22 protein-coding genes are annotated in these 26436 nt (G+C 38.6%); 13 read left to right on the top strand and 9 right to left on the bottom strand.

The genetic code is table 11. The features are described from left to right. The first annotated feature begins 129 nt into the window (after positions 1-129). Entirely contained in the window at positions 130-1212 is a 1083-nt protein-coding gene (locus tag ACXACJ_RS10545) for a PQQ-dependent sugar dehydrogenase (protein WP_475134329.1), read from the top strand. Positions 1213-1266: 54 nt separating this feature from the next. Here ACXACJ_RS10545 and ACXACJ_RS10540 read toward each other — a convergent pair whose 3' ends face one another. The 5 genes from ACXACJ_RS10540 to ACXACJ_RS10520 all read right to left on the bottom strand — a co-directional run bounded on the left by ACXACJ_RS10540 (position 1267) and on the right by ACXACJ_RS10520 (position 5878). Then, complete coding sequence (locus ACXACJ_RS10540) at positions 1267-1635, bottom strand: DMT family protein (protein WP_475134328.1); 369 nt, start codon at positions 1633-1635, stop codon at positions 1267-1269. A 78-nt stretch (positions 1636-1713) separates the two neighbouring features. Then, positions 1714-2502: a DUF3050 domain-containing protein gene (locus ACXACJ_RS10535; RefSeq protein ID WP_475134327.1), complete on the bottom strand. Its 789-nt coding sequence runs from the start codon at positions 2500-2502 to the stop codon at positions 1714-1716. 171 nt (positions 2503-2673) lie between these two features. Continuing rightward, positions 2674-3237 (bottom strand): pyridoxamine 5'-phosphate oxidase family protein, encoded by a 564-nt coding sequence (locus tag ACXACJ_RS10530; RefSeq protein ID WP_475134326.1) that lies wholly within the window; start codon positions 3235-3237, stop codon positions 2674-2676. Between the two features lie 132 nt (positions 3238-3369). Further along, positions 3370-5172 carry a translational GTPase TypA gene (typA, locus tag ACXACJ_RS10525; RefSeq protein ID WP_475134325.1) on the bottom strand — a complete coding sequence of 601 codons (1803 nt, stop codon included), beginning with the start codon at positions 5170-5172 and terminating at the stop codon, positions 3370-3372. 145 nt (positions 5173-5317) lie between these two features. Further along, entirely contained in the window at positions 5318-5878 is a 561-nt protein-coding gene (locus tag ACXACJ_RS10520) for a toxin-antitoxin system YwqK family antitoxin (RefSeq protein WP_475134324.1), read from the bottom strand. Positions 5879-6155: 277 nt separating this feature from the next. Between ACXACJ_RS10520 and ACXACJ_RS10515 the strand changes: the two genes are divergently transcribed. The 7 genes from ACXACJ_RS10515 to ACXACJ_RS10485 all read left to right on the top strand — a co-directional run bounded on the left by ACXACJ_RS10515 (position 6156) and on the right by ACXACJ_RS10485 (position 17606). After that, positions 6156-8801, top strand: coding sequence for a hypothetical protein (locus ACXACJ_RS10515; protein WP_475134323.1), 2646 nt, complete (start codon positions 6156-6158; stop codon positions 8799-8801). A gap of 10 nt (positions 8802-8811) precedes the next feature. Then, positions 8812-10431, top strand: coding sequence for a mechanosensitive ion channel family protein (locus tag ACXACJ_RS10510; RefSeq protein WP_475134322.1), 1620 nt, complete (start codon positions 8812-8814; stop codon positions 10429-10431). 7 nt (positions 10432-10438) lie between these two features. Beyond that, positions 10439-11578, top strand: a complete 1140-nt coding sequence (locus ACXACJ_RS10505) for a cystathionine gamma-synthase (RefSeq protein WP_475135082.1) — start codon at positions 10439-10441, stop codon at positions 11576-11578. Between the two features lie 273 nt (positions 11579-11851). Beyond that, a complete protein-coding gene (locus ACXACJ_RS10500) occupies positions 11852-12229 on the top strand; it encodes a hypothetical protein (protein ID WP_475134321.1) in 378 nt (125 codons plus the stop codon). A 235-nt stretch (positions 12230-12464) separates the two neighbouring features. Beyond that, positions 12465-12824 (top strand): hypothetical protein, encoded by a 360-nt coding sequence (locus tag ACXACJ_RS10495; RefSeq protein WP_475134320.1) that lies wholly within the window; start codon positions 12465-12467, stop codon positions 12822-12824. 150 nt (positions 12825-12974) lie between these two features. Then, positions 12975-16127 (top strand): VPS10 domain-containing protein, encoded by a 3153-nt coding sequence (locus ACXACJ_RS10490; protein ID WP_475134319.1) that lies wholly within the window; start codon positions 12975-12977, stop codon positions 16125-16127. Positions 16128-16271: 144 nt separating this feature from the next. Next, a complete protein-coding gene (locus ACXACJ_RS10485) occupies positions 16272-17606 on the top strand; it encodes a Gfo/Idh/MocA family protein (protein ID WP_475134318.1) in 1335 nt (444 codons plus the stop codon). Between the two features lie 64 nt (positions 17607-17670). Here ACXACJ_RS10485 and ACXACJ_RS10480 read toward each other — a convergent pair whose 3' ends face one another. Together ACXACJ_RS10480 and ACXACJ_RS10475 are read right to left on the bottom strand one after the other, a co-directional pair. Beyond that, complete coding sequence (locus ACXACJ_RS10480) at positions 17671-18615, bottom strand: 3-oxoacyl-ACP synthase III family protein (RefSeq protein WP_475134317.1); 945 nt, start codon at positions 18613-18615, stop codon at positions 17671-17673. A 174-nt stretch (positions 18616-18789) separates the two neighbouring features. Then, positions 18790-19413 carry a uracil-DNA glycosylase family protein gene (locus ACXACJ_RS10475; protein WP_475134316.1) on the bottom strand — a complete coding sequence of 208 codons (624 nt, stop codon included), beginning with the start codon at positions 19411-19413 and terminating at the stop codon, positions 18790-18792. Positions 19414-19502: 89 nt separating this feature from the next. On the opposite strand from ACXACJ_RS10475, the gene ACXACJ_RS10470 reads away from it, so the two are divergent. The 3 genes from ACXACJ_RS10470 (at position 19503) to ACXACJ_RS10460 (ending at position 22433) form a co-directional block, all read left to right on the top strand. Then, a complete protein-coding gene (locus ACXACJ_RS10470) occupies positions 19503-20114 on the top strand; it encodes a trimeric intracellular cation channel family protein (protein ID WP_475134315.1) in 612 nt (203 codons plus the stop codon). Between the two features lie 391 nt (positions 20115-20505). After that, positions 20506-20835, top strand: a complete 330-nt coding sequence (locus ACXACJ_RS10465; RefSeq protein ID WP_475134314.1) for a hypothetical protein — start codon at positions 20506-20508, stop codon at positions 20833-20835. A gap of 194 nt (positions 20836-21029) precedes the next feature. Further along, positions 21030-22433, top strand: a complete 1404-nt coding sequence (locus ACXACJ_RS10460) for a sigma-54-dependent transcriptional regulator (RefSeq protein WP_475134313.1) — start codon at positions 21030-21032, stop codon at positions 22431-22433. Here the strand turns inward: ACXACJ_RS10460 and ACXACJ_RS10455 are convergent. After that, positions 22411-24966: a hybrid sensor histidine kinase/response regulator gene (locus ACXACJ_RS10455; RefSeq protein ID WP_475134312.1), complete on the bottom strand. Its 2556-nt coding sequence runs from the start codon at positions 24964-24966 to the stop codon at positions 22411-22413. The genes ACXACJ_RS10460 and ACXACJ_RS10455 overlap by 23 nt on opposite strands. Positions 24967-25073: 107 nt before the next feature. On the opposite strand from ACXACJ_RS10455, the gene ACXACJ_RS10450 reads away from it, so the two are divergent. After that, entirely contained in the window at positions 25074-25451 is a 378-nt protein-coding gene (locus ACXACJ_RS10450; protein ID WP_475134311.1) for a hypothetical protein, read from the top strand. 60 nt (positions 25452-25511) lie between these two features. Here the strand turns inward: ACXACJ_RS10450 and ACXACJ_RS10445 are convergent, their stop codons facing one another. After that, positions 25512-25877: a DoxX family protein gene (locus tag ACXACJ_RS10445; protein WP_475134310.1), complete on the bottom strand. Its 366-nt coding sequence runs from the start codon at positions 25875-25877 to the stop codon at positions 25512-25514. Positions 25878-26007: 130 nt separating this feature from the next. Between ACXACJ_RS10445 and ACXACJ_RS10440 the strand changes: the two genes are divergently transcribed. Beyond that, a complete protein-coding gene (locus ACXACJ_RS10440) occupies positions 26008-26373 on the top strand; it encodes a winged helix-turn-helix transcriptional regulator (protein ID WP_475134309.1) in 366 nt (121 codons plus the stop codon). Positions 26374-26436 lie beyond the last annotated feature (63 nt).

Below are 26436 nucleotides of genomic sequence, written 5' to 3'. Positions count from 1 at the left end.
AGAACACTAGAGCGTGCCTTAACTTCGAAAACAAAATTGGTGATAATTCCTGTTATCTGTTCAAAACTAAAAGTATGCGATCTCTTAAAAACCTTCTTTTCCTTTTCTTTTTTGTCATTTATGCCTGCGATGGTCAAACTTCTACCGAAGAACCCAAGCAAACTGAGAACTCTTGAATCTTCAGCCTTGGTTCCTGAGTTGGTAATTGATGGATTACAAAACCCTTGGGGTATGGCTTTTTTGCCTGATGGAAAAATTTTACTTACGGAAAAGGAGGGCAAGATTCTTCTTATTGAAGGAAACAGCATTATAGACGGAGATGTTCAAGGCGGGCCGAAGTTTAAACTTCAAGGCCAAGGAGGACTTTTAGATATTGAATTGCATCCTGAATTCACTACAAATCATTGGGTGTATTTTACTTTTTCTAGTGATGAAGGAGAGGGAGAAGGTGCTATGACTGCACTTTCTAGAGCCCAATGGAATGGTACAGGTTTCGAAAATCACGAAGTTCTTTATAAGGGTTCTCCTAACACCACAGCCAGTCAGCACTTTGGAAGTAGAATCGCCTTCGATTCTCAAAAGCATGTGTTTTTCTCTATTGGTGATAGAGGAAACCGCGATGAAAATCCACAAGATATAACCCGCGATGGTGGTAAAATTTATCGTTTATACGATGACGGTTCAATCCCTTCTGACAATCCTTTTGTGGGCGTAGAAAATGCTAAGGAGGCTATTTACTCATATGGTCACCGCAACCCACAAGGTTTAGCGCATAACCCAAATACCGGTGAAATTTGGGAACACGAACATGGTCCACAAGGTGGTGATGAGGTGAATATTATCCGCTACGGAAATAACTATGGCTGGCCCGTGATTACCTATGGTGAAAACTATGGTGGTGGGGCTATTTCTGACAAAACTGAAATGGAAGGAATGGAACAGCCGGTAACTTATTGGGTGCCTTCGATTGCCCCATGCGGGATGGCCTTTGTGAGAAACTCCAAATACAAAGGTTGGGATGGAGATTTAATTGTAGGCTCGTTGAAGTTCAATTATTTGGAAAGGTGTATTATCAAGGATAATCAAATTGTAAAGCAAGAAAAGGTTGCTGAAGGGATTGGCCGAGTAAGAAATGTTGAAATGGGCCCTGATGGCTATTTATATGTAGGTATTGAAGGTAAAGGACTTTATAAATTGGTAGAAAAGAAATAAACTTTGGGTGGAGATAAAAAGGGGAGGCTTTCTGAAAAGCTTCCCCTTTTTTTGCTATTTCTTGAAGATGAAATAAACGGCTAATATTAGAAAGCAGAATCCAATAATATGATTCGTGCGAATGGTTTCTTCCTTAAATGCTATGAGCGTAAAAATAGTGAATATGATAAGTGTTATGGCTTCTTGAAGCACTTTCAGTTCTACTAAAGAATATGGGCCACCATTTCCTTTAAAACCAATTTTATTGGCAGGTACCTGGAAGCAATATTCAAAAAGAGCAATTCCCCAACTGATTAGAATAATTGAAACAAGACCAAGCTTGCTAAACCATTTCCATTCGGAAAACTTTAAATGGCCATACCATGCTAATGTCATAAATGAGTTGGAAAGCACCAACAAGCCAATTGTAAGCAGATGTTTCATAAATACAGATCGAGATTTTTTGACAAATGTCGATCTGCGATTGAAATTTTTAATACTTACTTCGGGATTTTTTTTCGACTATACTTCGCTTAATTCCTTGGTGCTCAGTATGCTTTCATTGATGCCGTCCCAAAGCTGAATTCTCTGTTCTAAGGCTAGTTCGGCTACGTTCATTGCTTCTTGCCATTTTTGCGGATCGTCTCCACAAAGTTCAGCGATCATTCTCAATGAAAGAGGGCCATGTTCATCACCATCTAATTCAATATGTCGCTTTAGGTAATAAGTAAGCTTGCTGTAAGATTTTTGAGATTCCTTTTCCGCTCGATTAATGATTTCGATAAACATGTCAGGAATTAAATCTTCGCGCCCAAAGGTAAATGCTGAAGCAATTAAATGAGGTTTTCCAGTTTCGATTACTGAAAAAGTGAAATTCACAAAATCGCGTGTGGCGTGATCTATTTTTACTTTACCAAGGGCATTCTTTACAGAAATTCCATTGGCTATTTGATTGATAAACTGATGGATAGGTAGGGTTTTGGCTCCTACTTGTTCCATCGCATCTATATACATTTCAAAATGACTTTTGGCTTCTCCTAACTCGTTTTCGTCACTTTCTTCACCCAAAACAATTTCATTAATAAATCTGGCAATGGATGGGTTGGTTGCGGGAATCCATGGGTATGAGGTGCATGTAAGGTTTTGCTGAAGGGCCTTTAGTAAAGACATAAAATCCCAAACGGCATATACATGCTGTTCCATGAAAATCTTAATATCATCTAACGATGAAAGGTGGTCGTAAAGGGGGTGTTTCTGGAGTTGAACTTTCAACGGCTCAATCGCTCTCTCAATCTTCTCTAGTTCATTCATAACTTCCGTAATCAGCGGACAAAGGAAATACACATAATCTCGTCAAGCAACAGAAAATCAATGGATTTTGTTTCTCACTTTTACTAGAACGAAAAGTATGTGGTTTTGAAACCTTTGTGAGTTTTAAAAGATGTTAAAATGAAAAGCTGGTTGCTTTTGGATAGTTAAAAGTCATTCAGCAATGGACTCCATACCATCAAAAATGCCAGTAGGTTTACCATCAATACTCTTTACGTTCTTTTCTTCCCAATAAGTCTTAACACCGTCTTCACCTTTAACTTTTGCCCAATCGGTTAGAATTTCGCGATCTTCTTTGTAGTCCATGAAAGGAACGGCAAAACCGCATGAGGTTTGAACAGTCTGCACATCGACCACAAAAATGTTTCTTGCCCCATGATCTGGAGTGAAGAGCTCATAGTAAGTGTCCCATTGAGCATCTTGGCGATGGATAGTTTTTGCTGAACCAAAAAGTCGCATGATCATAGGCTTGCCTTCAAAAGCACAAAACATAATGGTGATTCTGTTGAGCTCTTTTAAATGAGCGGCCGTTTCGTTTCCGCTCCCGGTTAAATTCAGCCATGCTACTTTGTTTGGCCCCAATACTCTGAATGAATCTAAACCTTTAGGTGAAACATTTACCCGGCCATCGGGCGCTGCTGTACCAGTGAAAAAGATTTTCTGAGCTTCTATAAACTCTTGTTGCTGAGGGGAAATCGAATCGAAGAACTTGGCCATTTTTAAAATAGATGAGTTTGAAGTTAAGGTTTTAACCTGAAAATGGCAGAAGTAATTCCTTGTTTTGGCTTTTGCATAAAAAAAGCTCTCTCCAAACGGAGAGAGCTTTCAGGTGTATATTGTTAATAATTGTTAGTCTTTTTTGCTCATTCTTAAACGAGTATTCTCGTCTAAGTAGATTTTTCTCATTCTAATGTTCTGAGGAGTGATTTCCAAATACTCATCTTTTTGGATGTATTCCATGGCTTCTTCCAAAGAGAATCTTTTTGGAGGAGCAATTTTAGAGTTGTCATCAGAACCAGCTGCACGCATGTTGGTAAGTTTTTTACCCTTTTGGATGTTCACTACCAAGTCGTTTTCACGGCTGTGCTCACCAATTACCTGTCCGGTGTAAAGGTCTTCTCCAGGAGCAACAAAGAATACGCCTCTGTCTTGAAGCTTGTCGATAGAATAAGCAGTTCCAGGACCATTTTCCATAGAAATCAATGAACCGTTTTGACGGCCTTTGATTTCACCTTTCATTGGTTGATACTCTTGGAATCTGTGGTTCATTACAGCTTCACCAGCAGTAGCGGTAAGAATGTTGTTTCTTAAACCGATCAAACCACGAGAAGGAATTTCAAACTCCAAATGTTGCTGATCGCCTTTTGGCTCCATGATTTTCAGCTCACCTTTTCTTTGTGTAGCCAATTCAATTACCTTTCCGGCAACAGTTTCTGGCACATCTACTACCAAAGATTCGATAGGCTCACATTTGACGCCATCAATTTCTTTATAAATAACCTGAGGCTGTCCAACCATCAATTCATAACCTTCTCTTCTCATGGTTTCAATCAAAACAGAAAGGTGAAGAATTCCTCTACCGAAAACCAAGAAACGGTCTTCAGAATCGGTGGTTTGAACTTTAAGCGCAAGGTTCTTTTCAGTTTCTTTGAAAAGTCTATCTCTTAAGTGGCGAGAAGTCACAAATTTACCTTCGCTACCAAACCCAGGTGAGTTATTGATAGTGAAAAGCATGTTCATAGTTGGCTCGTCAATAGAAATACGCTCCATTGGTGCTGGGTTTTCAAAATCGGTAAGCGTATCACCAATTTCGAAATCTTCTAAGCCCACAATAGCACAAAGATCGCCAGCCTTAACTTCGGTTACTTTAGCTCTGCCAAGCCCTTCAAAAACTTGAAGCTCTTTGATTCTAACTCTTTTCATAGAACCGTCAGCTTTTGTCAAGCCCATTGATTTACCTTCTTCCAATTTGCCTTGGTAAACACGGCCAATTGCAATTCTACCCACGAAAGGAGAATAATCGAGAGAAGTTACTTGAAACTGAGGGGTTCCTTCTGGAGATGGAGCTTCAGGGATTACTTCAATAATTTTATCAAGAAGAGGGAAGATGTTATCGGTTGGTTTTGTCCAGTCTTCACTCATCCATCCTTGTTTAGAAGAACCATAAATGGTTTGGAAGTCCAATTGTTCTTCAGTTGCGTCTAAGTTGAACATAAGGTCGAAAACTTGTTCGTGAACTTCGTCAGGACGACAGTTTTCTTTATCCACTTTGTTTACTACAACGATAGGAGTTAGGCCAAGCCCCAAGGCTTTGCTCAATACGAATCGAGTTTGTGGCATTGCACCTTCGAAGGCATCTACCAACAAAAGTACACCATCGGCCATTTTGAGCACGCGCTCAACTTCGCCACCAAAGTCTGCGTGACCAGGAGTGTCAATGATATTGATTTTAATGCCTTGGTAAACTACCGAAACGTTTTTAGAAAGAATGGTAATTCCTCTTTCACGCTCCAAGTCGTTGTTATCCAGAATCAATTCGCCTGATTCCTGATTTTCTCTAAAGATTTTAGAGGCGTGGATGATTTTGTCAACCAAGGTAGTTTTGCCGTGGTCTACGTGTGCGATAATCGCGATATTTCTTATGCTTTGCATAGCCGCTTAAAATTGAAGCCGCAAAGGTAAGGTTTAATTATGAATTCAAGATTAAGAATATAAAATGAATTATAGCAAGTGTTGGAAAATCAGGTAATTGAACAAGTGGGAAAACTAAATATACCTTCTGCGGGGCGTTTTGTGACTATAAAACCTCGATTAGAAGTTTTTTGCCTTCGGAATCAAAAATTCTGAATTTCGTTTGATTTAGAATTGAAATGTTTTCGCTGGTTTCAATAACTTCACCTTTTGGGTTTATAAAGTAGATAATGCCAGCTTCGTAGCCTTTTGATTTATACCTTCCCTTTTTTTGCTCTCCAATGGTGATGTTTTCAATAAGCTCACCTTGCTCATAAGCATTGAGTTTTACATCAAATTTGGCCTTTACATCGCCATTAATGAAGAATTCTGTAAAAGAACCATAGAGCTTGTTCATGTAGTATGTTCTTTCACTTTTTACTTCGCCAGAAACATAAAATTCCTGCGCTACTCCATTCAGTCTGCCATCTAGAACGCCATATCGAAATTTCAGCTTCTCATTTTCATAATAGTCAACAATGTCTCCATTGAAAATCTTTTCATGAAAATAATATACGCCATCCTTGAATTCCACTTCTGAAATCAGAGCACTGTCAGAATCTTTATTAAAATCTGTTGAGAATGGGTTGAAGAAAAAAAATAGATAGAGAACAAAGTATGTCTTCATAAAAAGGTAGCAGGTTTTAGATAGTTACTTACAAATTTAGTTGAGTGAAAAAAAATCTACAAATTTTAATGTTGTGTTTTTGTTGAAAGGTTGAAATTTCTTTTCAACAGTATCGACACGTTTTGGAATTCTCTGGTTGCAAAATGACTTTAACCTTTTAATAAAATCCTTAGACATATCTGTCGTTAGTGGGTTTAGGTATAAAGATGGCTCTCATTCTTTAGTGCCAAACGAATTGCGTATTTTCGCCTGATTTTAACCTCAAAAACAGATTTTATTGAAAACCCGAATTCTTATAGTCGCAATTATCCTTTTGTTTCTTTCCGCAGGAGGTTATTGGTTTTTTGTTCTTAAACCTAAATCAGAAGGGAGCCACATTGCCAAGTGGATTCCAGCTAACAGTTTAGCCTTGGTGACAGTTGATAACTTGAAGAAAACCATTGATGATTATTCGGTATACGAATGGTGGGACGAAGCTAAAACGCTCCCTTTTATCAACGCACTAGTAAATGCTAATTCGAAGTTGGATTCTTTGATTTCTAAAGATGTGTTGCACTCAAAAGTCAATGAAAATCCTGTATATGTTTCGCTTCATATAACCTCAAATAGTGGGGTCGAACCCTTGGTTTTTGTAAAGTCAGAAGGCTTTGAATGGTTGCCTACCAACATAAAAAAACTAGCATCTATGTGGATGGGCAAAGAAGAAATGCTCTTTAAATCAAGGGTTTTTAGCGAACAATTGATTTATGAAGCCGATGAACCCGGAATGAAATGGGGATTTATTACAGTAGGAGATTTTCTTGTTGTTTCTACAAATTCGGTTTTGCTCGAAGATGTGATTCGCACTGAAGGTGGCAGTGAGTTTAGGCTTTTCAAAGAAGGGGAGGATGTACAAGTGGTTGAAGGAATTGGTTTCAGCTTGAATACATCTCGATTGAACCGAATAGAAACGGTGTTTAAGAGCAAGCCAGCCGGAGTTTATGCAAAATCTATGAGTGGCCTCGTAAGCTTTAAACTTTCACCAAACGATAAGGGCATTGTGTTTAATGGTGTGGGGGTGGTGGCTTCAGAATCGGTTCCTGCAAATGCTGAAATTAGGGTGGAGAATTTTATTCCTTCTTCAGCAACTTCCATCCGATGGTTCGGTTTAGACGATGCCAAAGCACAGATTCCGGAATTTAACATTGCCGAATTTTTAAAGGCTCAGAATTTTGAGTTATGTCAAATTCAAATGGATTTGGGAGGTGATGCTCAAACTACTGTGCTCTTGAATGAAGTAGAAAATCCTTTGGAAGTTTTAGGTCAATTGGAGAACCTTTCAACCAAGAGCAGAAATGCAGGAGATACTCTTTTTGTAGAAACTTATTTGGGTCAAGAGATCAGATTTATCAATAGAGCTTCTTTCTTTTCCGAAGCGTATGGCGAGAAATTTAAGGATCTGAATAAGCCTTATTATGCTATATATAATAACGTATTGTTAATGAGCGATAGGATTGATGGACTAAAAGCAGTGCTCAGCGATTATGACGCTGAGAATACTTGGGGTAGAGTTCCGGAGAAAAGAAGATACTTGGATAATCTCATTCGCGAAGCAAACATTACTCAACTCAATAACTTTGAATACTTTTTAGATCCCTTGGTCAATTCTTTCAATCCCAAATGGAAAGAATTCTTTAAGAATCATGAAAGTTTTTTTTCTGCCTTAGATAACTTCAACTATCAGGTAAATGCCAGTTCAGACAAGGTAATTGTTAGCGCGTCCTTAACGTTTAATGAATCTGCTGGCGGAAGAATAAAACCGAATCGCCCAAAAGTTGAGGCTGTTGATGCACTAGAATTGAAAAGCAATGGTTACGCTGATGCAAAAATCGTAACCAAGCCCTTTGTGGTAAAAAATCACAATAACGGAGATCAGGAAGTGATTTTTCAAGATGAAAACTCACAAGTTTACTTGTTAGATAAGTCAGGTAATATTCTTTGGAAAAAGCAATTGGATTCTAAAATCACCGGCCCTATAGAGCAGATCGATTTTTATGATAATCGTAAACTTCAATTCGTTCTGTTTACCGAATCTAAGCTTTATGTAATTGATAGAAACGGAGATGACGTAGAGAATTTTCCAGTGGATTTAGGTGCTGAATTACCAATGGTGTCTTACACAGTCGTGGATTACGACAAGAGTAAGAATTACAGATATGCTGCGGCCGATAGAAGAGGCAATGTTTATTTGTTCGATAAGGGAGGCGAAGCATTAGAAGGCTGGAATCCAAAGGTTCTGGGTTCTGGTTTGATGGCCGCTCCAGAGCATGTAAGAATTCGAGGTCGTGATTGCTTTATCATGGTTCAGTCGAACGGAGTGATTCATCTTACAAATCGTAGAGGAGAAGAGTATCCCGGTTTTCCATACAATTATAATAAGCGGCTAACCGGGGATTTCTTCATCCGTCAAGGGCCTTCTTTTGAAGATTCTTTTGTTAAGCTTTTGAGTGAAGACGGAGAAGCCATCAGTGTCGATTTTAATGGTAAGGTGAAGGGAAGGAATCAGATATTGAAACCTTCGACTACAAGTAAGTTTTATGCTGCAAAGGATAAGCTTTCTACAGGACTAATGTTGGTGAGACAAGATGGTGACCGCTTTACATTTTTTGACGAAACAGGTAAGAAGCGCTTTGAAAAACAGCTTTCCTCTTCAGGTACATGGAATTTTGAATATTATAATTTCAGAAATGATAGTGAATTGTTCGTTGTTCAAAGTTTGACTTCTGGAGATCTTGTAATTCTCGATGAAAAAGGAAACGAAAAAGTAAACCGATCTGCTTTTACTTCAAATTCAGTGGCTTTGGTTTATTATCAGAGTAAAAAAGAATACGAACTCTTTGCTAACTTCGATAATCAATCGGCCATCTTTACTTTTGCTAAATAGTTGTACCCCAATGAAGTACCTTATTACCAGTTTTTTACTTGTATTAGTTGTCTTTTCAGCCTCGGCTCAAGACGATCCTTTACCTAGTGAGTTCAATTCTCCGTATGAAGTGATTTATAATCACTTAAAATACCTTCAGGAAGACAGTTACGATCCTGCTCAGGCGGCCAAGTCTCTTCATTCAGGAAATCTCACGGAAGAAGAACTTGAAGATTTAGCAATTGAGTTGCTTCAGATTTTTGATGGTTCAGCCAATTACGTTTACCTCGATGAGGTGCCGCGCAGTCCGAATTATTACGATAGCGCTCTCTATAAAAATCGTTACGTTCTTTTCGAGGAATTTCCTGATATCTATGTTCAGAAATACGGTGATAAATGGCTTTATTCTGAGAAAACCGTTCAAAGGATAGATGAACTCCACAAAACAGTTTATCCCTTTGGAACGGATAAACTGCTCAACTTGCTGCCGAAGCTCGGTTCAAAAAAGTACATGGGTTTACACCTGTGGCAACTTGTCGGAATGCTCATCATTATCGCCATTGCCTTTACACTTCATTTGTTACTAACACTCTTTTTAAGAGGTTTGATTTTCAGGTTGGTTCATAAGTACGGAAAGGTTGATTTGGCTCATAATCTTATTTTGCCTGTAGCCAAACCGTCTAGTTTACTGCTGGTTTTTGGCTTGGTGAGTTTGCTAATCCCAACGCTTCAGTTGCCTATTTCCATTAGCAAGTATTTGATTTTAGGAGTGAATGCAGTTCTACCTCTTTTTGCCACTATTTTCTTTTATAAAATGGTAGATATTCTGGGCGCTTACATGAAGAAAATGGCGGAACGTTCGGAAAATACTTTAGACGATCAGCTTGTTCCCCTAGTTCGTAAAATCTTGAAGACTTTCGTGATTCTGGTGGGAATTATGGCGATTTTAAGAGGTTTAAAATTCGATATACTACCCATAATTACAGGGCTTTCAATAGGAGGTTTGGCCGTTGCGTTGGCTGCTCAAGACACACTGAAGAACTTTTTCGGTTCTGTAATGATCTTCATCGATAGGCCATTTCAAATCGGAGATTGGATTACATCTGATGATGTGGATGGAACCGTTGAAGAAGTTGGGTTTCGCTCTACGCGGATTCGTACTTTTAGGGATTCACTGATGTATGTGCCAAATAGTGTGATTTCAAATCAAATGGTAGATAATCATGGAAAGAGAACCTACAGAAGATTTTTTACCAAACTGTCCATTACTTACGATACTCCTGCAGATCTTATAGAGGTATTTGTAAAGGGCGTAGAAAAGATTGTTTTGGCTCACCCTGATACACGAAAAGATTACTATAATATTTTCTTGAATGATTACGGAGCTTCTTCTTTAGATGTAATGCTCTATATCTTCTTTAAAGTACCGAATTGGACGGAAGAATTGCGATGTCGTCAAGAAATTATGTTGAACATCAACAGGTTGGCCGAAGAGCTGGGCGTGAGGTTCGCCTTCCCAACGCAGACACTTATGGTGGAGCAGTTTCCCGGAAAACTTTCGCTAACCCCCAACTATAATCAAAGTAAAGAAGAAATGAACAGTCAAATGGAAAAGTTCTTTACTCAAAAAGGAATGGAAAATGGAAAATAATTCAAAAATGAAATTTGGAACCAAAGCGGTGCATGCAGGGGTAAAACCCGATCCTTCAACAGGAGCTATTATGACACCTATTTATCAAACCTCAACCTATGTTCAAAGATCTCCTGGAGATCATAAAGGCTTTGAATATTCCAGAACCCAAAACCCAACCCGTTTTGCTTTGCAAGATAGTATTGCGGCTTTAGAGAATGGGAAGCACGGACTTTGTTTTGGGTCGGGTTTGGCTGCTATCGATGCTGTAATTAAGCTGCTAAAACCTGGTGATGAAGTGATTACTGGTGATGATCTTTATGGTGGAACTTACAGGATTTTCACTAAAGTGTTTGCGAAGTATGGCATCAAGTTCAATTTCATTTCAATGGAAAATATTGATGATATTGAAACTCATATCAATGAAAATACCAAATTGATTTGGATTGAAACCCCAACCAATCCAATGATGAATATAATCGATGTACTAGGCGCTTCTAGAATTGCCAAGAAACACGGTTTGCTCTTGGCTGTAGATAACACTTTTGCTACGCCTTATTTGCAGAACCCTCTCGATTTAGGTGCTGATATTGTAATGCATTCTGTAACCAAATATTTGGCCGGCCACTCTGACGTTGTAATGGGTGCTTTGGTTGTAAATGACGATAAGCTTCATGCTGAATTGGCGTTTATTCAAAACTCATGTGGTGCTGTTTGTGGCCCACAAGATTCTTTCCTCGTGCTTAGAGGTATAAAAACACTTCATTTAAGAATGCAGCGACATTGCGAGAATGGAGAGAAGGTAGCTAAATACTTGGTAAATCATCCGAAGGTAGGCAAGGTTTATTGGCCTGGTTTTGAAGATCACCCAAATCATAAGATTGCCAAGGATCAAATGAGTGGTTTTGGAGGCATGATTTCTTTCGTGTTTAAAGAAGATGATCAAGCGCTTTCTTTTAGGGTTATGGAGAAGTTTAAGCACTTTGCTTTGGCGGAATCTTTAGGAGGAGTAGAGTTGCTTGCCAATCACCCAGCTACCATGACTCACGGGTCAATTCCGAGAGAAGAACGTATGAAAGTTGGCTTGTTGGATTCATTGATTAGACTCAGTGTTGGTATTGAAGATGTGGAAGATTTAATTGAAGATTTAGAACAAGCATTGACTTAACAAAATTAAATTTCAGGAAAAAGCCCGCTGTCAGCGGGCTTTTTTTGTTTTTAGTATTGACTCGAAATAAAATTCTGTAATGATGGGTTAATATTTAGGTCATTAAAATTTTATACTTTTTTTCTCCTTATCAGTAAACTTTTATAGAACTTTGTCGTCAAATAGAGAGTAAGTAAAAACGAGGAATTAAGACGAACGAAAAGCAAAAATTAAAATTCCTCTGATTAGCAAACAGAATCTCTAAAAAGCACAAGGTTACAAAGCAACAAGGTCATGAAAAAAGCACTCACCAATCAAAAAAGAATGTCAACCATTATGGCAATGGGTTTGGCAGCACTTATCACATTGTTTGCAGCTTCTAGCTCATTCGGTGTTACTTCTAACGAAGATTTATCAGAAGATGATGGCGCGTTAAGAAAAGAGATTTTAGATAGAGCCGTAGCCGATGTTATGAATGATAATCTCGACTTCAATATCGAAACGGATGATTCTTCTTTAATTAAAGTTTATGATAACGACAATCAGCTGGTGGATGTGATTTCATTGACTGCTGATGGAAGAATTGAGAACAAAAAGGACGAAATTTTGTTGAATAAAGCGGATTACCTTTCTACTTATGGAAAGACGTCAATCTACAGAATATCAAAATAAAGAAATAGTTAGTAAGTTAGTTAATAGTAAGGTTGTTGATAAGGTCAATCCAGTGGATTGACCTTTTTTATTTCGATATTTTTTAATATTTCAAAATTAAATATTAAAAAATAATATGATTTCAGATTTTAATTTTGAAATAGCTTCGTTTGTGGTTAACTTATTAGAATAGCAACCGTATAAAACACTTAGTGTTGGCAATCGATTGCTTTTTTGAAATTTAAATGAAGTGGCCATGAAAATCGTAACTCTTAAACAATCCGTATCGGCTTTGGCCTTTGTTGGCCTTACAGGTGTTTTGGCACTACTCATCGATACTTATTCCGCGCCAGTAGTAGAGGATGTTCCAGAAGAACTGATGCTAAATCAACAAGAGGTATTGAATAGAGCCTTGAATGATTTGAAAATTGAACCTTTTCAAATGATTGATGATGAACAAAAACCTCTTTTGATTAAAATTTATAATAGTGATGATCAGCTTGTAGAGCATTTTGAATCTACGGAAAGCCCTGATTTACTTTCTTCAATTCTGAAGCGGAAGGCAACTTTCCTTTCGGAATATAATAACACTGCTATTTATAAAATCATGCAGTAGTTCTCTTTCGCCTCAACCATTTTCTTTCCTCCTCTTGTGTCCATTTGTGTAAAAATGGAACTGTAATCACTTTTATTCCTGCTAAGTTTTCTATCTTTTGAAAGTAAGATTGACACTAGTACCCCAGTGTCTATACAAAAGACCAAAACTATGATCAAATCAAAAATTAAAAACAACCGAATTGGTCTGTTGTTGATGATCGCGTTTTGCCTTTTAGCATTTGATTCGAATGCTCAGAGGAGAAACAAAAAACAGCAGGCGCCTCAAGAAGATCTTCAGGCAAAAATTTACAATCAAATTGAATGGCGCTCAATTGGGCCTTATCGTGGAGGCCGATCGGCTACGGTAACGGGTGTGCCAGGTAAACCAAACTTATTCTATTTTGGCTCAACCGGTGGCGGTGTTTGGAAAACCGAGAATGGTGGAGAAACATGGCACAATATCTCCGATGGTTATTTTGGAGGTTCTATTGGAGCAGTAGCCGTAAGTGAATCCGACAACAACGTAATCTATGTTGGAGAAGGAGAAGAGACAGTTCGTGGTAACGTTTCTTCAGGTTTTGAAGGCATGTGGAAGTCCACAGATGGTGGTAAAACTTGGGCCAACGTTGGCTTGAAAGATGCCATGCACATAGGCCGAATTAAAATTCACCCAACAAACCCAGATGTCGCTTGGGTTGCTGTAATGGGCGATCTTTTTAAATCCACTTCGACTAGAGGAGTATACAAAACCACGGATGGCGGAAAGAATTGGAAGAGAGTTCTTTTTGCTAATGAAGATGCTGGTGCTGTTGATGTAAGTTATGATCCAAAAAATCCTGACTTCTTAATGGCTAGCACGTGGAGAGTAAGAAGAACTCCTTACAGCTTGACTTCTGGTGGTGAAGGTTCTGCCATTTGGAAATCAACTGATGGTGGTGAAACTTGGAAAAATGTGATAGAAAATCAGGGAATGCCAAAAGGACCAATCGGAATAAGTGGTGTTTCTATTTCTCCAGCTAATCCTGATCGCGTTTATGCCATTATTGAAGCGAATGATGGTGGTGTTTTCCGTTCGGATGACGCGGGTGAAACATGGAGAAAAATGAATTCAAGCCGTGACTTACGTCAAAGAGCTTGGTATTATTCAAGAATCTATGCCGATACTCAAGATGAGAATCGAGTTTATGTAATGAATGTTGGCTACCATGTTTCAAACGATGGTGGTAGATCTTTCGACAGAAGAAGTGCGGCTCATAGTGATCACCATGATCTTTGGATTGCACCTGAGGACAATCAACGCCTAATCATTGCCGATGATGGTGGTGCTCAAGTGTCTTATAATGCGGGTGGTTCTTGGTCTTCAATGGAAAACCAACCAACTGCACAATTCTACCGCGTAGTAACTGATAACAGCTTCCCTTACAGAATTTATGGTGCTCAGCAGGATAATTCTACCGTAAGAATTAGACACCGTTCTTTCGGTTTCGCCATTACAGGTAGTGATTGGGAAAATACAGCAGGTGGTGAAAGTGCACATTTAGCACCAGACCCTGACAATCCAGAAATTGTTTATGGCGGTAGCTATGGCGGTTTGCTGATCAGAGAAGATCATGCTTTGGGCATTAGCAGAAATGTGAATGCATGGCCTGATAACCCAATGGGGCATGGCGCAGAAGATTACAAGTATAGATTCCAGTGGAATTTCCCAATCTTCTTCTCACCACACGATTCTGATAAGCTATATACAGCTTCAAACCATTTGCATGTAACGCATAATGAAGGACAAAGCTGGGAAGTAATAAGCCCTGATTTAACCAGAGCTGAGCCAGACAAACTTGGTAAATCTGGTGGGCCGATTACATATGATGATACTTCAGTAGAGTACTATGCTACCATTTTCGCGGTAACTGAATCACCTTATGAGAAGGACGTGATTTGGGCAGGTTCTGATGATGGATTGATTCATGTGACTAAAGATGGTGGTAAGAATTGGGAGAATGTTACTTCTCCAGATATGCCTAAGTACTTAATGATCAATAGTATTGATGCAGATCCGTTTGTGAAAGGCGGAGCATATGTGGCTGGAACTCAATATAAATTAGGCGATTACCAACCTTACTTGTATAAAACCAAAGACTACGGCAAAACCTGGACTAAAATCACCACAGGTATTCCAAATGATTACTTTACCAGGGTTGTAAGAGCTGATCAAAAACGTCAAGGTTTGCTTTATGCAGGAACGGAAAGAGGTATGTTCATTTCGTTTGATGATGGAGCAACTTGGAAGCCTTTCCAAATGAATCTTCCTATTGTTCCGATCACGGACTTGACTATTAAAGAAGATAACCTGATTGCAGCCACTCAAGGTAGAGCTTTCTGGATGATTGACGATTTGACTTTACTTCATCAATTATCTGACGAAGTGGCCAATAAACCTGTCTACATGTTTAAACCAATGGATGCTTACCGCATTGGTGGAGGTTTCCGTTTTGGTAGAGGTGGAGGAAGCAACGATATGAGTTTGCTTTATGGCACGAATAAACCAGGTGGAGCTGTAATTTACTATAATATGCAAGCTGAGCCTGAAAAAGGAACGAAAGCAAAAATGGAAATCTTCGATCCAAAAGGTGATTTGGTGAAATCGTACCCTGTAAAGCCAACTGCTGGACTGAATTCTTTCAATTGGGATATGATGTACGACAATGCTGAAGGTTTTGACGGCCTCATTATGTGGGCAGGATCACTTAGAGGCCCAATGGCGGCTCCTGGCGAGTACACTGCAAAACTTACTGTAGGAGATGATACTCAGGAGCAAACTTTCAAATTATTGAAGGATCCTCGTTATGGATCAACAGATGCTGAACTTCAACAACAGTTTGACTTCTTGATTAAGGTGAGAGATAAGGTTACTGAAACTCATCAGGCCATAAAAGACATCCGTTCTGCGAGAGATCAAATGAATGATCTGATGTCGAAAATCAAAGGTGAAGAAAAGTACAAAGAAGTGGTTGATGCAGGAAAAGCGTTAATGGAGAAAATGACTACCATAGAAGAAACGCTGTATCAGACTAAAAATCAGTCTGGTCAAGATCCTCTCAACTATCCAATTCGCCTAAATAATAAATTGGCAGCCTTAACAGGAGTAGTGAGCAGCGGACATTATGCTCCAACGGCCCAATCCGAGACGGTTAGAGTAGAGCTTACTGAGCAAATTGATGCTGAATTGGCTAAGTTGAAAAACATAATGGAAAATGATTTACCGGCCTTTAACGAGTTGGTAAAACAGAAATCTGTTGATGCGATTGTAATTAAGAAGAAGTAATTCTAACATTGAAAAAGGAAAGGTCAGGTTGTTAACAGCCTGACCTTTTTTGTTTTATAGGCATTATTGTTTTACTGCTTAGTGTCATTTTACTATCTTCTAAAACTATTCTGTATAGTGCTTTTTTAACTTCAACCAAAACCTATGGATCGAACACGCAGAAATTTTATTAAGTCCGCCTCTACAGTGGCACTTGGTTTAAATACCTTTCCTTCATTTTTATCAGCGGCTCAAATGGCATCTCCAAATGACGTAGTCAGTATGGCCGTGATAGGCTGTAATGGCATGGGATGGTCAAATATTAGTTCTCATCTGAAAATGAATAATGTGCAATGTATTGCTCTTTGTGATATTGATGAGAATGTATTGGCAAGAAGGAAAGAGGAATATGCTAAGATGAGAACTAACGCTGTTTCACTTTACTCTGACTATAGGAAGCTTTTAGAAAATAAGGATATAGATGCGGTAGTTATTGGAACGCCAGATCATTGGCATTGCAAAATTATGGTCGATGCGCTAGAAGCGGGTAAGCATGTTTACGTAGAAAAGCCATTGGCAAATTCTGTAGAAGAATGCTACATCATGGAGGCTGCTGCAAGAAAATATGACAAGCAAGTGGTTCAAGTTGGGCAATGGCAACGAAGTGGTACTCATTATGCAAAGGCCATAGAAATCGTGCAAAGTGGTCAGTTGGGGAATATTAGGTTAGTCAAAGTTTGGGCTTATCAGGGTTGGATGAAACCTGTACCTGTTCAACCTGATAGTGCAGCCCCAAAAGGAGTGAATTATGATATGTGGTTAGGGCCAGCGCCCAAAAGAGCTTTTAACCCAAATCGCTTTCATTTCAATTTTAGATGGTTCTGGGATTACGCAGGGGGCCTCATGACCGATTGGGGTGTTCATGAAATCGATATTGCACTTTATGCTATGAAAGCTAGGGCACCTAAATCAGTAATGGCTTCTGGTGGCAAGTTGGCATATCCAAACGATGCTTCCGAAACACCTGATACTCTACAAGCCGTTTTTGAATATGATAATTTCAATATGCTTTGGGAGCATGCAACAGGTATTGATAATGGTAATTATGGAAGAACTGAAGGAATTGCTTTTATAGGTAATAATGGGACTTTGGTGCTTAATCGTCAGGGTTTTGAGGTAATTGTTGAGGATGAACAAGTGAATGGAGAACGTAAAGTATTGATGAATGAGATTCAACCTGAGCATACAAATGGTAATTATTTAGATTTCCATACACAGAATTTTATTGATTCCATTACTAAAAATGATCCTTCACTGGCCAAATGTCCACCATCTTCTGGAAGCGTTGCCGCTATTAACGCGCATATGGGGAATATAGCCTTTAAAACAGGTCGAAAGGTGTATTGGGATGCAGAAAAAAGGAATTTTGGAAGTGATAAGGAGGCGAATGCTCTAATCAAGGCGCATTATTACAATGGGTGGGTGAAGCCTAAAATTTAATAAGAAAGTGATTTGAAGAAATGCATAAGTGTTTTGGCGAAAGACTTATGCATTTCATTTTTTATTAGGCCCTAACCAACATGGCACCACTTGAGTAACCACCACCAAATACGGTAACTACAGCATATTCGCCTTTTTTCATATCATGGAAAATTTCTGAATAGCCAATGGACGAACTGGCTGCTCCCGTATTGCCGTATTCAGTCATATTGATTACCACCTTTTCTACAGGAAAATTTAAGGTTTCAGCCACTTTATTGATGATTCTGATATTGGCCTGATGAGGGATTAAGTAATCCAATTCTTCTACCGATAGGTGATTCGCTTTTAGAATGCTATCCGTTTTTTCAGACATAAAAGTAATTGCATTGTAGAACACATCGCGACCATCGGGCATTACAATTCCACCATCAAAAGGCTTAAGACAAACGCCTCCAGGGCCTCTGCCAATATGGGCGTGCCCTTCGGTAGAAATCCCTAAAATTTCGTGATCGTTCTCTGTTGCCCTTTCTTTGGAAATGAATACCGCTGAAGCTCCATCGCCCCATAAATGAGCCGAGATGGGATCGTCTTCATTCACATAAGCCCAATTGTGCTCAGCATTTACTACAATGGCTTTTGTGGCTTTTCCTAAAGCAAAATATCCTTCTACAATTTCCACAGCATTTAGAAATGAGCTACAGGCCGAAGAAATTGAAAATACAATTGCCTTTTCGATGTTGTATTTCTGTTGAATTACGTGAGCTAATGTGCCTACCGTATCGTAAGGCGAATAGGTAGCGCCAATGATTAAGTCTACATCCTTAATGTCATAGGGAAGTTTATCCAAGCCAGCATCTACGGCTGATACCGCCAAGGTGTTGGTGTTTTCGTTTTCAGAAGCCCTTCTACGGTTTTTTATGCCCGACTTTCTAATGATGGATTCTTCGTCCATTCCATTCTTATCTAAAAAGTAACTATTGGGAACTACATTAGAGGGAATGTAATGCGATGCTAAATTGATATACATGAAGTGTTGATACGTGAACTAAAAGCAATAGTTAATTATGGTTTCAAAACTAGAGCGATTTGAATAAAAACTCTAATCTGAACATGAGATATTCAAAAAATGTGCCCTTAAACTCTATATTTTAACTTTTTACCTGAAGAGTTTTGAGTTTTTTGTTGAATGCCAGATAGTTAATTAAAGGATTTGCTTTACCAGACTTTGTAATTCTGGGATAATCTGTTCCGTAAACCATTCATTTTTCTTCTGCCAAATGCCATTTCTTGGCGAAGGGTGAACCAATGGAAAATATTCTGGAAGGTAAGAATCGTAGTTTTTGACTGTCTCGGTTAAGGTACTTTTTCGCTTTTCTTTTAAATACCAAGCTTGAGCATATTGTCCAATCAATAGAGTGAGTCGAACTTGTTCGAGCTGAGATATAATGGTGTTGTGCCAAAGTGGAGCGCACTCTGGTCGAGGAGGAAGGTCACCGCCTTTTCCTTTTCCAGGATAGCAAAACCCCATAGGTATGATGCCAAAGTTGTTTGTATTATAGAATTCTTCAGAACTAACTCCTAACCAATTTCTGAGGTTTTTCCCCGAAGCATCGTCCCAAGGTATTCCAGAGGCATGTACTTTTGTGCCTGGTGCTTGGCCGATAATTAAAATCTTGGATTGTTGGCTTATGGAAACAACAGGCCTTGGCCCTAAAGGCAAATGTTTTTCGCAGAGTCTGCATGCTTTTACTTCGTTTAACAAACTTTGAAAATTCACCAAGCTCATGGTTGCAATAAAAGCCAAATTGATCGAATTCTTCTCCATTGATGACTTTTATGATTCAATAAAGTAAGAAAGGCAACATTTGGTGGCATGCTGAAGATTGGCTTAAATTCGTGGCGAATTGAATGCCTATGAAAACCGCTGATCTAATTTACTTTTTAGACCTTGGAGGAACGCTGGTTTTTGCAATCAGCGGATGGCTTACAGCTTCAAAAAAGGAATTAGATCCTTTTGGAGCTTCGGTTATTGCATTTATTACTGCGGTTGGTGGGGGAACCCTTCGCGATCTTCTGATTGGTAGTCAGCCAGTAGGGTGGATGCTCGATGAGAACTATTTGATCATGATTGGTTTGGGCATTGTTTGCGGCTTGCTCTTCAAAAAAGTACTTCAAAAACTTAGGCGAACCATGTTTCTATTCGATTCCATAGGTATTGGCCTTTTCACGATTTTGGGTATAGAAAAAACGTTGTCTTTTGGGCTAACGCCAACCATTGCGGTTTTGATGGGTACGGTTTCGGCAGTGTTTGGCGGTGTAGTTCGTGATACTTTGGCTAATGAAGTGCCTCTAATTTTTAGGAAGGAAATTTATGCCACAGCCTGTTTAACGGGAGGAATTCTCTTTTTGCTTCTCGGTTACTTCAACTTAAATGAAGACCTGACCATCGTAATTACGGTTTGTTACATTATCGCCTTGCGCATTATTTCTGTAAAAAATGGATGGTCTTTAAAACCCCTAAATTGATTTCAAGCATTTTAAAATAAAATGCCACTAGCATAAGCAGTGGCATTTGGGTTTGGGTATTAAGGTTTAGGTGAAGGGAGATAAAGCCAAATTGCTACATCTGATTTTGTGGACTTTTTGATGTTTATGGTATTGCCGTTTCAGCTTTATCAGGTTCACTTACGTAAGTCTTCACCGTTTTGGATTTTCTAGCGCTTTACTTTTCTCAACAAACTGTTGAAACATCCAACACATTGCTGTTGGGTTCATCATTTAAAAAAAAGCTGAAAAACTTCTTTAATTAATTAAGTTATTGGTTTTCAATTATTTGTGTTTTTTCAATTCTGTTGGCACAGCTTTTTCAATACACTTGGCACAAACAATTAATCATAAAACTAAAATTTAATAAATCATGAAAAAGCTAGTTCTAAGCATAATGGCCATCGCCACTTTCGGATTCACTTCTGTTGCATCATTTTCTCAAGCTACTGTAACGCCAGTGGTTCAAGAGCAACAACAAGAGCAAAAAACTGAAATCCTAATGAAGGATTTAACTAAAGAAGTTAAAGAAGGTTGGGAGAAAACAGCATATAAAGACGAGAATGTAGAGAAAATCTACAAAGTAAAATCTCAGTCTTCAGAATACATTCAGTTCATCGTTCAAGGTGAAGAAAACAAAATGGCTGTTGACTTCGACCTTACAGGTAAACTGTTGAGAGAGAAAGTAATTGACGCGAAATAGTCATGAAAACATTGGTTGAGCAACTTACATGAGTGACCCTTTGTGTTAGTAGAGTGGAGGCTGTCCGGACGGGATGGCCTCCTTTTTTTGTGAACAATTCTCGCCATTTGTGATTATTGAATCATAAATGGCTATCTACTTAATAAGCTCGGTAGGCCTGCGTTACAATTTTAAGGACTTTTGTAAAGTAATTTATGCAACAAACCATTCTAGTTGTTGATGACGATCCGTCTTTCAATAAGATGCTTTCTTCTTTCTTGAAGAGAAACGGATTTAATGTGAACTCGGTGTTTAGCTCAAAATCGGCTATTGAAAGCATGTCGGAAGACAGGCCTGATTTGGTGCTAACGGATTTCAAATTACCCGATTTGGATGGCTTAGAATTGATGGAGCTTATTAAAGCTAAAAGTCCTCAGTCGGGTATAATCCTGATGACAAATTATTCTGATATAAGAACGGCCGTAAGATCAATTCAATTGGGTGCATTTGAATTTGTAACCAAACCAGTTGTACCGGATCAGTTATTGATAACCGTAAAAGCGGCTTTAAAACAGAAAAATGAAAGTTCTCCAAAGACCGAGGAATCAAAGCCTAAATCCAGTGTTTCTAAGGTAAATCAATCAGAATATATCGTAGGGAAAGGAAAGGCTTCTCAGCAAGTCTGGGAACATATCCAATTGGTTGCTCCTACAAAAATGAGCGTTCTGATTTTAGGAGAAAGTGGTACTGGTAAAGAGTATGCTGCCAAAATGATTCACGATAAAAGCAAACGTGCTTCTAAAACTTTTGCAGCCGTAGACTGTGGATCGCTTTCCAAAGAATTGGCTGCAAGTGAATTGTTTGGCCACGTGAAAGGTGCTTTTACGGGGGCTTTGAAAGATAAAAAGGGCCAGTTTGAATTGGCCAACGGTGGAACGCTATTTTTGGACGAAGTTGGTAACCTGCCTTATGACGTTCAAGTTCAGCTTTTGAGGGCTTTACAAGAACGAAAAATCAGAAGGGTGGGCAGTGAAACAGATATTGCAGTAGATGTACGCGTAATTGCCGCAACCAATGAACAGATGATTGAGGCGATTGATGAACAACAGTTCAGGTTAGATTTATATCACCGTCTCAATGAGTTTGAACTGAGATTAAGTCCGCTTCGCGAAAGGCTAGAAGATTTAAATGAATACCTCGATTTTTTCTTGGCTCAGGCAAATGAAGAATTGGAGAAAGATATTCACGGCTTCAGTGATGAAGTTATGGCTGTGTTTAAAAAATACACTTGGCCAGGAAACCTGCGTGAATTGAGGAATATTGTAAGAAGGTCTGTATTGCTGTGTCAGAATTCCGTGATTGAATTAGGCCAAATACCTGAAACGCTTATCTCTGAATCAAAAATTTCTACTCAAAAGGAAGCTGAGAGTAAAACTGAGGACAAAACTCACCAGCCGAGCACAAATGATTTAAGAGAACTTCAGGAAAGGCAAGAAAAGGAAACCATTGAGAAAGTATTGATCCAAACCCGTTACAATAAGTCTAAAGCGGCAGCTATTCTGAATATTGACAGAACTACGCTATATAACAAAATTGCTAAATATAAGATTGAGGCTTAATGTTTTGAAGTTCTTCATCCACTTCTTCAAGCAAAGGAATCAAGTCTTTAGAAATGGTGAACATCGCCTCATGTTTGCCCAAAGTATGATAAACTTCTATGCTTTTTAAGGCTTCAGCAATTGATGTCAGGTTGATGCTATCGTAAGTGTGAATCATCTTGTGAGCCAAATTGGAAAGTAAAACCTTATTTTCTTGATTGAAATGCTGTTTGAAAAGCTCTACATTGGCGTGATTGTGAATGACCAATTCTCCGATTAAATCGGTAAGCAATTCATTATCATCTCCCGTAAATTCCTTGATATGTTCAAAGTTGAAATCGAAAGTTTTATCGTTGGGTATGGCTTCTATTATCGATGTTTTTTCACTCGGAAGTGTTTCTGAAAGAACCTGATCAATTCGGCTTTCCTTGATAGGTTTAATGATGATGTCTTTAAAGCCTTCGTTTTTGAAAGCTTTGATTTTTTGAGGTAGCGCATGTGCTGTAAGCGCTATCACGGCTATTTCAGGGAAATTCTGCCTTATTTTCTCCAATACTTTTAGGCCACTAATTTGAGGCATATTAATGTCCGTCATCACAACATCAACTTCTGCTGGGTGATTTTGTATTAGAGCTAAAGCTTGATGGCCATCCTCAAAAAGAGAAAGTCTTCTGACTTTTTTAGAAAGCATACTTTTCAGCAGTTTATGATTCCATGTATCATCATCAATAATAATTAAATGAATATCGAAAAACAGCTTTCCTTCAAGTTGAACACTTGTTTTTTCTTCTAAAATATGTTCTGTAAAAGGAAGGGCAATTTTCAGCGTAAACGTGGTGTAAGAATCCAGTTGGCTGTCCACCATGATTTTGCCATGCATGGCATCCACCAATTTCTTCACAATGGCGAGCCCCAAGCCCGTTCCGCCATATTCCTTGGTTACGGAAGCATCTTCTTGTTCAAAAGAGTTGAAAATCGTCTTGAATTTAGATGGCGCAATCCCTTTCCCCGTGTCATGAACTTTTATCGTCAGCTCCTGTCTGTTGTGTTTATTAATTGATTTAATATCGACACTGATTTCCCCTTCTTTGGTGAATTTAAGAGCGTTGCCTAATAGGTTGGTCAAAATCTGTTTTAGGCGAAACTCGTCTCCAATCAGATCAATTTCTCTTAAGTCCTCATCGTATCGAATTTTGAAATCAAGGCCCTTATCCGCGCATTGAAGTGAAAATAGAGATTCCATATCGGCCAATAGCTGAGGCATGTAAAAAGGTTCTGATACCAAATCCACTTTGTTCGACTCTAGTTTTGAGAAATCCAGAATGTCGTTTACCAAACTGATGAGAAAGGTCGTGTTTTCGGAAAGGGCATGAGTGTATTGCTTTTGGGTTTCATCGAGCTGAGTTTTCTTCATGAGTTCAGAAAACCCAAAGATGCTATTGAGTGGGGTTCTGATTTCGTGACTTATATTGGCCAAAAATTCCTCTTTTACCTTAGCTAAATGGTTGGCTTTGTTTTTCTCAAGCTCTAGTCTTTTACTCAAGTAATGCGACTTTGTTAAATCTCTGCCAATGGCAAAAAGAAATATGCCGCCTAGTACAATTCCTGCAATTCCAAATGCCAAAACCGCCTTACTAGAACTGCTAGTAACCGCGTAAATTTCTTCTTTTCTTTTAAGATCCTTTAGTCCTTCGGCCTCCTGCAATTGATTAATAAGTCGATCTATTTCCGCTCTTAGTTTAATGTCTTGGCGAAGCAAATTGAGTTCTTTGGCTGAAAGAATGTATTGGCTTCTGAACTCCTGATTGGCTACTTCTTGCAAAATGTTTTTCACTTTCAGCAGTACAGTATCGGGGTTGTAATTGGTGAAATGTAGTGTGTCGATCACTACTTCCATACTGCGAACCGTATCATTTTCTAATCGGTATACCGTGTCGACACGGATATTCTTTGACCCGAAAATTCTTTTAATGCCTTCCCAAACGCCTTTTGCTTTGTATTCTTTTTCTACCAAGTCCTTTACGATTTTAGGCTTGGCTTTTTCAATGGTTTTCAGTTTGGTTAATACTTTGGCATCGGTAGCCGTGCTGTCCGCTGTTGAGCTTTCTATTTTTTCTAAAGCTTCTGAACTGAAATTTTTCCTTTGATTCTTCTGCTTTTCTACTAGAAAATCACTCAAATAAGTCAGTTTTTGAAGGAAGAGAATTTCGAGTGAATCTACCCGTTGAATTTGCAAACTGTCTTCAGCCATTCTATCGCGCAGCTTATCTATGCTTAGTTGCACATTGTTGATTTCCTGTTTATAAAGAGAATAAGTTTCAGTTTCGTTGGTGAGAATATAGGATTGAATATAGTTTTCAGCTTTGGTAATGCTTTGCACCGTGCTCTGAATTAAAGCGGTCTTATCGTCAGGGCTCGAAAGTTGATTGATGGAATCTGTTAGCTCTTTATAGCTTCTATAGCTCCAAAACACAGCAGCACCAACCATAATTAAAATGATGATGAAGACAAGCCAGATTTTGGTGGTTGATCGCGTATTTCGGGAAATACTCATGACCTATATAACGCACAAAAGGCACAATGTTCTTTTTGAAAACCAAAAAGTTATACCAACTAATTGGTAAAGTTTTGTGTCGAACCTAGTGTGTAAAAGATGATGATATGAAAAAGACGATTGCTCTATTTTTTAGCCTAGGGTTTCTTCTGACTACTGCCTGTGATAAAGATGAGGAACCTGATTGTTATGTTCAGATTGAAAACAAAAGTCAGGTTTCAATGGAGGGTGTTACGGTTTACATAGGAAGTCAAAAACGAGAATATGGAGATATTGCGGCAGGGGCTACATCGGACAAGTATGTTTTTACAGGAGCTTACGTTGCTGATTCTGTGGTATTAACAATTAATCAGTCTGAGCAAAAACTTTATCCAAACGATGGACTAATCAATTGGATGCCCATTGAAGCGGGAGCTACTTACCGCTATCAACTCGATTTGAACCAGCAGAATTTTGTGTATTTAGACATCATTCAACTTCAGTGATTCTGAATGATTAAACAAGGGCTAGTAGGTTACCAGCCCTTTTATTGAGTTCAGAAATGGTTAAGCTTTATTCAGTTTTTCGTAATAAAGGAAAGAAACGGCTAAGAACGCTAGAAATATCACGGGCATTATGGTGTAAGAAATGGCATCTCCGCTGGCAGCATGCGCTATGGTGGCTGAAATTAGGTTGATGGTAAAGCCAGCATATGCAAAGAATTTGACTTTGTAAGGTAGTTTCGGCAATAGCAACACTATGGCACCAAGGAGTTTGGCAATACCTAATTCAATTCTGAAATAATCGGGAAATCCTAAGTGCACAAAAGCTTGCTTCACATCTTCTACATAAAAATAATTGTAAGCGCTAAAGAGCATCATTAATGAGAAAATGACGGTCGTTGACCAATAAATGATTTTTGCTGTTTTCATGATTCTATTGTTTTAGTTTCTATTCTTCTTCAAAAAGAGTACAATAGTAAAATGATTACTATATAAAATATAGTTGTTTACTAAATTGTAGTGCTATACTTTTGTATAGTAATTTGAAATTCAGAAGCTTATGTGTGGTAAAGAATTAGGGTTTCATGATGCGGTGAGTTGCTCATCAAGTTTTGTAGTGGCAATCAACGACACCTTGAATGTGATTAGCGGGAAGTGGAAATTGCCCATAATTGGCTCTCTTATTTATGGAAAGAAACGTTTCAAGGATTTGGAAGCGGATATTGACAAAATCACGCCACGAATGCTTTCTAAAGAACTGAAAGAGTTGGAGTTGAATGGTATTGTAAAGCGAACAGTTTATGACACAACTCCCGTAAAAGTGGAATACGAATTGACCGAAAGTGGTAAATCAATCAGATGTGTGTTAGAATCGATGATTCAGTGGGGAATGCACCATAGAAAGACCGTAATGGGTAAAAAGTAAAAAGCCACCCCAGCACTGCTGAGGTGGCTAAACAGAAAGAGATTGCAAGGCTTTCTGTTCGAT

It is taken from the genome of Roseivirga sp. AWQ4_251 (assembly GCF_056158225.1).
This window is presented reverse-complemented; position numbering and strand designations above follow the sequence as displayed.